Origin of the sequence: Streptococcus sp. F0441, assembly GCF_000314775.2 — a bacterium.
Taxonomy (GTDB): domain Bacteria; phylum Bacillota; class Bacilli; order Lactobacillales; family Streptococcaceae; genus Streptococcus.
On record NZ_KB373321.1, the window covers coordinates 232438 to 245371 of the forward strand.

Here is a 12934-nt window from a genome sequence, read left to right on the forward strand (position 1 = left end):
TAAAATTTAAATTTAGAATGAGGTTTTACTTCATGGAAAATGTTGTCGTACATATTATCTCACATAGTCACTGGGACCGTGAGTGGTACTTGCCTTTTGAAAGCCACCGTATGCAGTTGGTGGAGTTATTTGACAATCTTTTTGATCTTTTTGAAAATGATCCTGAGTTCAAGAGCTTCCACTTGGACGGCCAAACAATTGTCCTTGATGACTACTTGGAAATTCGCCCTGAAAATCGCGACAAAGTCCAAGGTTACATTGACCAAGGCAAACTCAAAATTGGTCCTTTTTACATCTTGCAGGATGATTACTTGATTTCAAGTGAAGCCAATGTCCGCAATACCTTGATTGGTCAAGCAGAATGTGCAAAATGGGGCAAATCAACCCAGATTGGTTACTTCCCAGATACCTTTGGAAATATGGGGCAAGCGCCTCAAATCCTTCAAAAATCAGGCATTCACGTGGCAGCCTTTGGCCGTGGTGTCAAGCCGATTGGCTTTGACAACCAAGTCCTCGAAGATGAGCAGTTTACTTCCCAGTTTTCAGAAATGTACTGGCAGGGTGCAGACGGAAGTCGTGTCCTCGGTATCCTCTTTGCCAACTGGTACAGTAATGGGAATGAAATCCCTGTTGATAAGGATGAAGCTCTGGCCTTTTGGAAACAAAAATTGGCAGACGTGCGTGACTACGCTTCGACCAACCAGTGGTTGATGATGAACGGATGTGACCACCAGCCTGTACAGCGAAATCTGAGTGAAGCCATTCGTGTGGCCAATGAACTCTTCCCAGATGTGACCTTTGTGCATAGTTCCTTTGATGACTATGTTCATGCAGTAGAAAGTGCTCTACCAGAGCAACTATCTACCGTTACGGGTGAGTTGACAAGTCAGGAAACAGATGGCTGGTACACACTTGCCAACACTTCTTCATCCCGTATTTATCTCAAACAAGCCTTCCAAGAAAATAGCAACCTGCTAGAACAAGTAGTGGAACCATTGACGGTCATCACTGGCGGACATAACCACAAGGACCAGTTGACCTATGCTTGGAAAGTTCTTCTACAAAATGCGCCACATGACAGTATCTGTGGCTGTAGTATTGACGAAGTTCACCGTGAGATGGAAACACGTTTTGCCAAGGTCAACCAAGTTGGAAACTTTGTTAAGACCAACCTTCTCAACGAGTGGAAGGGAAAAATTGCAACCCACGAAGCCCAAAGCGACCATCTCTTTACGGTCATCAACACAGGCTTGCATGACAAGGTTGACACTGTCAGCACAGTGATTGATGTGGTGGTTTGTGATTTCAAAGAATTGCACCCAACAGAAGGCTACAAGAAAATGGCAGCCTTGACCTTGCCAAACTACCGTGTCGAAGACTTGGAAGGACATGCTGTAGAAGCGAAAATCGAAGATCTGGGAGCTAACTTTGAGTATGATTTGCCAAAAGACAAGTTCCGTCAGGCTCGTATCGCTCGACAAGTGCGCGTGACAGTGCCGGTTCATCTGGCACCACTTTCTTGGACAACCTTCCAATTGCTCGAAGGAGAACAAGAACACCGTGACGGTATTTACCAAAATGGAGTGATTGATACGCCGTTTGTAACGGTCAGTGTGGATGAGAACATCACAGTCTACGACAAGACAACTCATGAAGCGTATGAGGATGTTGTTCGCTTTGAAGACCGTGGTGACATCGGCAATGAGTATATCTACTTCCAACCAAAAGGAACAGAACCTATCTACGCTGAGCTGAAAGGCTATGAGGTTTTGGAAAATACAGCTCGTTTTGCCAAGATCTTGCTCAAGCATGAATTGACAGTTCCAGTAAGTGCAGACGAAAAACTGGATGAGGAACAAAGAGGTATCATCGAGTTTATGACGCGTGAAGCTGGACGCTCAGATGAATTGACAAGCATTCTTCTTGAAACAGAGATGACCGTCTTTGTTGACAATCCACAAATCCGCTTTAAGACTCGCTTTACTAACACAGCCAAGGACCACCGTATCCGTCTCTTGGTTAAGACTCATAACACTCGTCCAAGCAATGACTCTGAAAGCATCTATGAGGTGGTGACAAGACCAAACAAACCAGCTGCTTCTTGGGAAAACCCTGAAAATCCACAACACCAACAAGCCTTTGTCAGCCTTTATGATGATGAAAAAGGGGTGACGGTGGCCAATAAAGGATTGCACGAGTATGAAATCCTTGGAGATGACACTATTGCAGTGACCATTCTTCGTGCCTCAGGTGAGTTAGGTGACTGGGGTTACTTCCCAACACCAGAAGCTCAGTGCTTGCGTGAGTTTGAAGTCGAGTTTGCCCTCGAATGCCACCAAGCTCAAGAGCGCTTCTCCGCTTTCCGTCGTGCCAAAGCCTTCCAAACACCATTCACTAGTCTTCAGGTCGCTAAACAAGAAGGAAGTGTGGCAGCGACTGGTAGCCTATTGAGTCATGCAGCACTCAGCTTGCCACAAGTCTGCCCAACAGCCTTTAAGGTAGCTGAAAATGAAGAAGGATATGTACTTCGTTACTACAACATGAGTCAAGAAAATGTGCGTATATCAGAACACCAACAAACCATTTTGGACTTGCTTGAGCGGCCATATCCCGTTCATTCAGGACTATTAGCGCCACAAGAAATTCGCACAGAATTGATCAAAAAAGAAGACATTTAACAGTTTTGAAATGTTTGATAATTAATACTATGAGATAGAAAGGAGGGGCGAAAGAGTAAGGACTAACTACTGATTCGCCCCTTTTTATGGGAAGAACAATGACCATTGCAACCATTGATATCGGAGGGACTGGAATTAAGTTTGCCAGTCTGACTTCTGATGGAAAAATACTAGATAAGACAAGTACTCCGACGCCAGAAAACTTGGAGGATTTACTGACATGGCTAGACCAACGTCTGTCGGAGAAAGATTATAAGGGCATTGCCATGAGCGTTCCAGGCGCGGTCAATCAAGAAACAGGTGTGATTGAGGGAATTAGTGCCGTACCTTATATTCACGGTTTTTCTTGGTATGAGGCCCTTGCTCATCATCAGCTGCCTGTCCATCTAGAAAATGATGCCAACTGTGTTGGACTTAGTGAATTGCTAGCTCATCCAGAGCTTGAAAATGCAGCCTGTGTCGTTATTGGGACAGGAATCGGCGGTGCCATGATTATCAATGGCAAACTTCACCGAGGTCGACACGGCTTGGGTGGAGAATTTGGCTACATGACAACTATTGAACCAGCAGAAAAGCTCAACAACTGGTCGCAACTAGCGTCAACTGGAAATATGGTGCGCTACGTGATTGAAAAATCTGGTCAGACTGACTGGGACGGTCGCAAGATTTACCAAGAGGCCGCAGCTGGCAATGCTCTTTGTCAAGAAGCTATTTTGCGCATGAACCGTAATCTGGCGCAAGGTTTGCTCAATATCCAGTATCTGATCGATCCAGATGTCATTAGCCTAGGTGGCTCCATCAGCCAAAACCCTGATTTTATTCAAGGTGTCAAGAAGGCTGTCGGTAACTTTGTCGATACCTACGAAGAATACACGGTCGCACCCGTTATCCAGGCCTGCACCTATCATGCAGATGCCAATCTCTACGGTGCCCTTGTCAACTGGCTACAGGAGGAAAACCAATGGTAAGATTTACAGGACTTAGTCCCAAACAAGCGCAAGCTATTGAGGTTTTAAAAAGTCACATTTCCCTACCAGATGTGGAAGTGGCAGTCGCTCAGTCTGACCAAGCCTCTATCTCTATCAAGGGTGAAAGTGGACACTATCAACTAACCTATCGCAAACCTCACCAACTCTACCGCGCCTTGTCCTTGTTGGCAACAGCTCTAGTAGAAGGTGACAAAGTAGAGATTGAAGAGAAGGCAGCTTATGAAGAGTTGGCCTATATGGCAGACTGTTCCAGAAATGCAGTTTTGAATGTCGCTTCTGCCAAGCAGATGATTGAGGTCTTGGCTCTCATGGGCTACTCAACCTTCGAGCTCTATATGGAAGACACCTACCAGATTGAAGGGCAGCCATACTTTGGTTACTTCCGTGGCGCCTATTCAGCAGAGGAGTTGCAGGAAATAGAAGCCTACGCCCAGCAGTTTGACATGACCTTTGTGCCTTGCATCCAGACCTTGGCCCACTTGTCAGCCTTTGTCAAATGGGGTGTCAAAGAAGTGCAGGAACTCCGTGATGTAGAGGACATTCTCCTTATCGGAGAAGAAAAGGTGTATGACCTGATTGATGGCATGTTTGCCACTCTATCTAAACTGCAGACTCGCAAGGTCAATATCGGGATGGATGAAGCCCACTTGGTTGGCTTGGGACGCTACCTCATCTTGAACGGTGTTGTAGACCGTAGTCTCCTCATGTGTCAACACTTGGAGCGCGTGCTGGATATTGCTGACAAGTATGGTTTCCACTGCCAGATGTGGAGTGATATGTTCTTTAAACTCATGTCAGCGGATGGCCAGTACGACCGTGACGTGGAAATTCCAGAGGAAACTCGTGTCTACCTAGACCGTCTCAAAGACCGTGTGACCTTGGTTTACTGGGATTATTATCAGGACAGTGAGGAAAAATACAACCGTAACTTCCGCAATCATCACAAGATTAGTCATGACCTTGCCTTTGCAGGTGGAGCTTGGAAGTGGATTGGTTTCACACCCAACAACCATTTCAGCCGTCTCATCGCTATCGAGGCCAATAAAGCCTGTCGTGTTAACCAGATTAAAGAAGTCATCGTGACGGGTTGGGGAGACAACGGTGGCGAGACTGCCCAGTTTTCTATCCTACCCAGCTTGCAAATCTGGGCAGAACTCAGCTACCGCAATGACCTAGACCGTTTATCTGCACACTTCAAGACCAATACGGGTCTATCAGTTGAGGACTTTATGCAGATTGACCTAGCCAACCTCTTGCCAGATCTACCAGGCAATCTCAGTGGCATCAATCCCAACCGCTATGTCTTTTATCAGGATGTTCTTTGCCCGATTCTTGACCAGCACATGACACCTGAACAGGACAAGCCACACTTCGCTCAGGCTGCTGAGACGCTTGCTGAAATCAAAGAAAAAGCTGGCGCCTACTCTTATCTCTTTGAAACTCAGGCCCAGTTGAACCAGATTTTAAGCAGTAAAGTGGATGTGGGACGACGCATTCGTCAGGCCTACCAAACAAACGATAAAGAAAGTCTGCAAGCAATCGCTAGACAAGAATTACCAAAACTCAGAAGCGAGATTGAACACTTCCATGCCCTCTTTAGCCACCAATGGTTGAAAGAAAACAAGGTCTTTGGCTTGGATACAGTTGATATCCGTATGGGCGGACTCTTGCAACGCATCAAGCGCGCAGAAAGCCGTATCGAAGCTTATCTGTCTGATCTGATTGACCACATCGACGAGCTAGAAGTTGAAATCCTACCATTTACTGACTTCTACGCAGACAAGGACTTCGCAGCCACAACAGCCAACCAGTGGCACACTATTGCGACAGCTTCGACGATTTATACGACTTAGGAGTAGAATATTGACAAACATCTTCTTTATAAAAAGAAGATGTTTTTGCTTAAATATAATATTTAAAAATAGATAAAATATAGGAAGTGGGGGGTATTTGATAGAATAACATATTCAGCGATACATGTGCTTAAAAGCTATATGAATCAAGATTTTTATTAAATTAGGTGGGTGGATTATAATTGTGTCAGTTGAATTATCAAGGGGTAAAATGTATAATATAGAGCAGAGGTTTCCTATGCGTAGAGGTTGTAAAAGTCCATCTCTAATAAAATAATCATATGTCAAACTTAGAAAGGAATATAGAAAGTGAAGAGTTTTAAAATTTACAAGGGAAGACATGAAAAATTTTCTCTAAGAAAGAAAAATGTTGGACTTGTTTCGATTGCAATCGCTAGCTTGGCGATATATGGAGTAGCGCTTGGCACACCAACTGTACAAGCAGATGAAAACAACAATCTGAGCAGTCTAGTAGAGACTAGCTCGACAACTGATGTGAAATCAGAAAATAATAGTGATCAATCAGCAGTGGTGGAGTCAGAGAAAGTATCTTCAGCCACAGAAGTTAAGGGAACAGAAAAAGCTACTAGTCCAGCACCAACTGTTGAACAAGCAGAAAAGAAAGTGTCAGTTTCAAAAACCGCCCCTGAAGTGGAGGGAGCAGACAAAAAATCTGTAGCTCCTTCAAACTCGACGGCAGTCGCAAAAGAAAATCCAGCACCTGTTGAGTCTAAGCCGGCTGAAAAGTCTACTGATGGGCAAACAACAGCTACTCCTCGTTCAACTGCTCCGGTACGTACGCGCAGAAGTTTGCAACAAAACCCAACTCAGATCACGAACTTTTCAGTAACGGTTACGACTAAAGATGGAACTGTTATGCGTTCAGGTGATACAAAACCTTTGCCTGCTCAAGAAGTTTCCTTTGACAAGGTTCAAATGGACTTTAAAATCACACAAGATGGGACGCTGAAAAAAGGTGATGTTCTCCGTATTCCGGTCAAATTGGAAAATAATGCCTACGGTGCTTACTATTCAAACCTTGGTTCTGGAACAGCAGAGCGTATCGAGGGTGTTGGAACAATTAAATTTGTCCACTCAGATCCAAATAATATGGCCTATGAAATTACCTTAGATCAAAGCTTCCAAGATATGCCTCAAAATACGGAAAAGACAGTATCCGTTACTCAAAAAGCAGCAACTATTGGGAAATTTACAGCAAAATCAAGTTATGAAAACATTGTCCTAGAAATAAATGGTAATAAGTTTACTTTTAAACCAACACCAAGAACATTTGAGAAAGCACAGGCCCCTTTTGCCGTTTATAATAGCGCAAGTAGCGATAGAGCGAATTCAATAAAAATAGGCACTTCAACTGGAGATGCAAATTATTATAATAATCTATTGTCAAGCGATGGTACTAATCCTGGACAAACAGGAATTCCAAGTGGAGATATCATTTCTATCCATCGTATAAAACTAGGTAGTGGCTCAAAAATTGTTAGTATCAAACCAGACCTTAAAAGATATACTTCTACTTTAGCGATTAGTGAGGATGGAAAGTATCTTGTTAAAGGGGATACTTCAACTTCTATTAGCATCAATTCAGACCCGGATAACAAATTAGTTGAACTACCAGCAAATTCAACTGATGAGGCCATTATTAAAGCATTAAAACAAGCCGGTAAAAACTCTTCGGTTGTTATTGATAATGGTGATGGTACCTATACAGTTGCCATTAATTTAGGAAAAATGGCGGGAGATGGTGCCACAACATATCATGATATTTGGCCAACTGACGACTATGCTCAAATGGGTGATCAATATCAGGAAATCAACAGAACAGAAGAAGTCAATAAAAAAGTTAGTGCTATTTTAAAGGATGCTAGTGTCATTCAAGGAACTGGACATTCAACACGGATTACTTTTGCGGATTCATCAATTGAAAATGCTCTAGGTGAAGGGTCTAAGAGTTTTAGTTATAGTGTTGATGACAATGGTACTATAAAAAAGTTAAGAGAGGAAGGTATCTCTGCGAAAACAACTCCATCCGTTGCGCGTGCTGTAGGTCAAAAGAAGATTACAATACACTATGTCGATACAAACGGCAAGGAAATTGAAACTCAGGACTATAAATATGGTTATCCAGCAGGAGGAACTGCCACTCCAACCCCTGATTATAACGCTAATCCAAAAACAATTACAGGCTACACACTTGTAACAGCGGATACGGCAATCGCGTCGTATGGTACACAGTTAAAGACTACTAAACAAATTCCATTCACTAGCAACGACCAAGAATTTTATTATGTATATTCAGCCAAAAAATCTAGTGCCAAAGTTACGTATATTGACGATGATACTAACGGAGGAAAAGTTCTTGAAACGAAGGATTTGAATGGTTTTTATGGGCAGACTGATCCTTATCGAACAGCTGAAACCATTAAGACGTATACCGATCAAAATTATGAACTTGTTTCAGACAATTATCCAACAAATGGTGTAACCTATAATGAAACTCTTCAAACCTTTGAAGTTCATTTGAAACACAAAAAGACGTCAGTAGCAGAAGAAAAGACGGTTAAGGAAACTATCCATTATACATACGAGGGTGGTGCACCAGCAGCTCCAGACCGTACTAGTAGCTTAAAATTCACCAGAACAGCAACAACTGACCTTGTTACAAATGTTACAACTGGTGATTGGACGGCGGAAAATGGAACAAGTTTTGCAGCCGTAACATCACCAACAATCAAAGGTTACACTCCAGATTTAGCGGAGGTTCCAGCAGTTGACAATATTACGGCTAACAGTGACAATATCGAAAAGACAGTTGTTTACAAAGCTAATCCAGCTAGTGCAAAGGTAACTTATATCGATGACACAACAGGGGAAACGCTTGAAACGAAGGATTTGAATGGTTTTTATGGGCAGACTGATCCTTATCGAACAGCTGAAACCATTAAGACGTATACTGATCGAAATTATGGACTCGTTTCAGATGGTTATCCAGCAACTGGTGTAACCTATAATGAAAATCTTCAAACCTTTGAAGTTCATCTACGTCATAAGGGAGCTGCAGTTCAAGAAACAAAGACAGTCACAGAGACCATCAAGTATGTTTATGAAGATAACACAGAGGCAGCGGATACGAAGGTTCAGACTTTGAAGTTCTATCGGATTAACAACAAGGATCTGGTGACTAATAAGATTGTCTATAAGGGTCCTTGGTTCCCGTCTACCGGAACCTTCCCAGAGGTAGTTTCTCCAAAGATTGATGGTTATACACCAGATAAGGCAACTGTAGCAGCCGTTGAACAGATTACGGGAGATAGCGCAGATATTGAAGAAACGGTTACCTATAAAGCAGATAAGCAAAAAGTAACCTATACCATCATTGACGACACTGCCCAAAAAACGCTGAAAGATAAGGAAGTACTTACCAGCGGAGGCTCTGATACTCCTCTTCCAGACAGTGCCCGAGAAAAATATGATTTAATGGTGAATGCTTATCTAGCTCAAGGTTATGAATTGGTTTCTAAAGACCAGCTTCCAGCTAAGTTCGACCTTGACAGTAGCCACGATCAAAATGTGGTTGTTCACTTGAAGCATGGTACAACTGATATCCAAGAAAGCAAGTCTGTAAACTTGACTGTTCGTTACCATGGTGCTGGCGGACAAACACCAGCAGATAAGGTGCAAACAGCGATTTGGACTCGTACCGTAACAAAAGATAAAATCACAGGTACAGAAGTTTCTGCCACAGCTTGGACAAGCGACAAAGCAAACTATGATGCTGTTCCGTCTCCAATGATTCCTGGTTATAGCGTGGATGTCGAGACGGTGCCGTCTGAAGCAGTTACTCAAGAGAATATTGTTAAGGATGTATATTACACAATCCAAACGCAAAAAGTTACTTACACAGTTGTAGATGAGACAACAGGTCAGACTCTGGAAAATCAAGTTGAATTGACAACAGGCGAGTCTGGTGCTGCTCTTCCAGCTGCAGCACAAACGAAATACGACACCGTAGTCGCAGGCTACTTAACACAAGGTTACGAAGTGGCTTCTAAGGATGAATTGCCAGCCCAATTTGACACCGACAGCAGCGTGGACCAAAACGTGGTGATTCGCTTGAAACACAAAGTGTCAACTTCTACAGAAACCAATACTGTAACGCAAACGATTAACTACGTCTACGAAGAAGATAACACACCAGCTGCTCCAGAGAAGAAATCTACCTTGATTTTCTCTAGAGAGATGAAAATAGATGAAGTGACGAAGGTTACTACATCAGGGGCTTGGACACCATCTACTGGAACCTTCCCAGAGGTAGTTTCTCCAACTGTTGATGGCTATACACCAGATAAGGCTAAAGTTGACGCAGAAAACGTAACTGCGGATCAGGCTGACATCAAGGTTATAGTTAAATACAAGGCTGACAAGCAAAAAGTAACCTATACCATCATCGATGATACAACTAATACCACTTTGGAAGATAAGAAAGAGCTTACAAGTGGGAACTCTGATACTCCTCTTCCAAATGGTACAGAAGCGAAGTATGATTCAATCGTAGCTGCTTACCTAGCTCAAGGTTATGAATTGGTTTCGAAAGACCAGCTTCCAGCCAAGTTTGACCTTGATAGTAGCTATGACCAAAATGTAGTAGTTCACGTGAAACACAAAGTGTCAACTTCTACAGAAACCAAGACTGTAACGCAAACGATTAACTACGTCTACGAGGATGATAATACACCAGCAGCTCCAGAGAAGAAAACGACCTTGACTTTCTCTAGAGAAGTGAAAACAGATGAAGTGACGAAGGATGTTACACCGGGGGTTTGGGCACCATCTACTGGCACCTTCCCAGAGGTAGTTTCTCCAACTGTTGATGGCTACACACCAGATAAGGCTAAAGTTGACGCAGAAAACGTAACTGCTGATCAGGCTGACATCAAGGTTACGGTTAAATACAAGGCCGACAAGCAAAAAGTAACCTATACCATCATCGATGATACAACTAATACCACTTTGGAAGATAAGAAAGAGCTTACAAGTGGGAACTCTGATACTCCTCTTCCAAATGGTACAGAAGCTAAGTACAATGCAATCGTAGATGCTTATCTGGCTAAAGGTTATGAATTAGTTTCGAAAGATCATCTTCCAGCTAAGTTTGACCTTGATAGTAGCCACGATCAAAATGTAGTAGTTCACGTGAAGCATGGTACAACTGATATCCAAGAAAGCAAGTCTGTAAACTTGACTGTTCGTTATCACGGTGCCGGTGAACAAACACCGGCAGACCATGTGCAGACAGCGAATTGGACTCGTACAGTAACAAAAGATAAGATCACAGGCACAGAAGTTTCTGCCACAGCTTGGACAAGTGACAAAGCCAACTATGATGCTGTGCCATCGCCAGTGATTCCAGGTTACACAGTGGATATTGCGACCGTTCCATCAGAAGCAGTTACCCAAGAAAACATTGTTAAAGATGTTCATTATACTGCTCAGAATACAGCTCAAACCCAAAAGGTCACTTACACAGTTGTAGATGAGACAACCGGTCAGACTCTGGAAAATCAAGTTGAATTGACAACCGGTGAGTCAGGTGCAACTCTTCCAGCCGCTGCGAAAACGAAATACGACACCGTAGTTGCTGGCTACTTAACACAAGGTTACGAAGTGGTTGCTAAGGATGAATTGCCAGCACAATTTGACACTGATAGCAGTGTGGATCAAAACATTGTCATTCGCTTGAAACACAAAACCGTTTCAGTTGAAGAAACCAAACAAGTAAGCATGACTGTTCGTTACCATGGTGCCGGTGGTCAAACTCCAGCAGATAAGGTACAAACAGCTACTTGGACACGTACCGTAACGACAGACAAGGTAACTGGCTCTGTTGTGAGCACGACGGATTGGACAAGCGACAAGGCAAACTACGACGCTGTCCCATCGCCAGTGATTCCAGGTTACACTGTGGATGTTGCGACCGTTCCATCAGAAGTGGTTACTCAAGAAAACATTGTTAAAGATGTTCATTATACTGCTCAGAATACACCTCAAAACCAAAAGGTTACTTATACAGTTGTAGATGAGACAACAGGTCAGACTCTGGAAAAACAAGTTGAATTGACAAACGGTGAGTCAGGTACTTCTCTTCCAGCTGCTGCTCAAACGAAATACGACACTGTGATTGCAAGTTATTTGGCACAGGGTTACGAAGTGGCTGCTAAGGATGAATTGCCAGCTCAGTTTGATACCGACAGTAGCGTAGACCAAAACGTGGTAATTCGCTTGAAACACAAAACTGTTTCAGTTGAGGAAACCAAACAAGTAAGCATGACTGTTCGCTACCATGGTGCAGGTGGTCAAACCCCAGCAGACAAGGTACAAACAGCGACTTGGACACGTACCGTAACGACAGACAAGGTAACTGGCTCTGTTGTGAGCACGACGGATTGGAGAAGCGACAAGGCAAACTACGATGCAGTTCCATCACCAGTGATTCCAGGTTACACTGTGGATGTTGCGATTGTTCCATCAGAAGTTGTTACCCAAGAAAACATTGTTAAAGATGTTCATTATACTACGGTTCCAGTAGCACCAGAAGTCCCTAATACTCCTGATACTCCAGTTAAACCAGGGGCACCAACGACACCGTTCACACCAGAACACCCAGCACATACTCTCCCACGAACAGGTGAATCTCAGGTTGGTTCAAGCCTTGTGACGCTGACAGGTCTAGGCTTGCTTCTATCAGTTCTTGGTTTGGCAGGACGTCAGAAAAAAGAGGACGAATAACTTTTTATAAGTTGTAAAAAGTCAGGTCTTTCATTGAAGAAATACTAGAAATAGTTTAAAGATGAATGATTTAGTGGAAAAATGAGCCCCGCAGGCAACCTCAGTTAGTTGACTTGTGGGGCTTTTCCCTTGTTTTGAGGAATGAGACTCAGAAAGGAGCAAGTGCAAATAGAGACTTTTGGTCGCTGAAATAGAAGCGAGGCGAAATCACTAAATGATTCCGCCTCGTTTCTATTTTAAATCTTGCACGGAGCTTATATCTTTCGGTTTTTCTTACTGTAAAAGGTTCCTGCTAAAAGACCGAGAATAGCTGGTGCTACCGCAATAAGTGTTAGTGAAACCCATTCTGCTGTAATAAACCGCTCACCAAAAACGACAAATGGAATGAGCCAGTTAAAAATCCCTGTAAATGGGAAGAACCATTTATAACAAACCCTTCTTTTACCAGCAGAAAAGCCACATAACAATTCGACACTAGGAGCCAAAAGGTAAAAATAAAGCAGGCTGTAGCCCCTCTCTTCCCCTATAATCCTACTTAATCCCCAACAATAGCACGAGGGCATAAAAGGCGTCTTAATCAATTGTTTCGTGTTCAACCTCCTGTCCCAAA

Annotated in this window: 5 protein-coding genes; 4 read left to right on the forward strand and 1 reads right to left on the reverse strand. The window is 43.1% G+C overall.

Translation table 11 applies throughout. The features are described 5' to 3' along the window. Positions 1–32 precede the first annotated feature (32 nt). From HMPREF9188_RS01140 to HMPREF9188_RS01155, 4 genes are all read left to right on the forward strand, one after another. Positions 33–2678 carry an alpha-mannosidase gene (locus HMPREF9188_RS01140; protein WP_009729610.1) on the forward strand — a complete coding sequence of 882 codons (2646 nt, stop codon included), beginning with the start codon at positions 33–35 and terminating at the stop codon, positions 2676–2678. A 98-nt stretch (positions 2679–2776) separates the two neighbouring features. Beyond that, a complete protein-coding gene (locus HMPREF9188_RS01145; RefSeq protein ID WP_009729611.1) occupies positions 2777–3646 on the forward strand; it encodes an ROK family protein in 870 nt (289 codons plus the stop codon). Then, complete coding sequence (locus tag HMPREF9188_RS01150; protein ID WP_009729612.1) at positions 3640–5520, forward strand: beta-N-acetylhexosaminidase; 1881 nt, start codon at positions 3640–3642, stop codon at positions 5518–5520. Before HMPREF9188_RS01145 ends, HMPREF9188_RS01150 begins: the two co-directional genes overlap by 7 nt. A 309-nt stretch (positions 5521–5829) precedes the next feature. Next, positions 5830–12324 carry a mucin-binding protein gene (locus HMPREF9188_RS01155; RefSeq protein ID WP_009729613.1) on the forward strand — a complete coding sequence of 2165 codons (6495 nt, stop codon included), beginning with the start codon at positions 5830–5832 and terminating at the stop codon, positions 12322–12324. 254 nt (positions 12325–12578) lie between these two features. Here the strand turns inward: HMPREF9188_RS01155 and HMPREF9188_RS01160 are convergent, their stop codons facing one another. Then, positions 12579–12920: a hypothetical protein gene (locus tag HMPREF9188_RS01160; protein WP_232194153.1), complete on the reverse strand. Its 342-nt coding sequence runs from the start codon at positions 12918–12920 to the stop codon at positions 12579–12581. Positions 12921–12934: the final 14 nt, after the last annotated feature.

Coding starts and splice junctions, on each gene's coding strand:
- HMPREF9188_RS01140 (WP_009729610.1), top strand. CDS start 33: ATGGAAAATGTTGTCGTACATATTATCTCACATAGTCACTGGGACCGT.
- HMPREF9188_RS01145 (WP_009729611.1), top strand. CDS start 2,777: ATGACCATTGCAACCATTGATATCGGAGGGACTGGAATTAAGTTTGCC.
- HMPREF9188_RS01150 (WP_009729612.1), top strand. CDS start 3,640: ATGGTAAGATTTACAGGACTTAGTCCCAAACAAGCGCAAGCTATTGAG.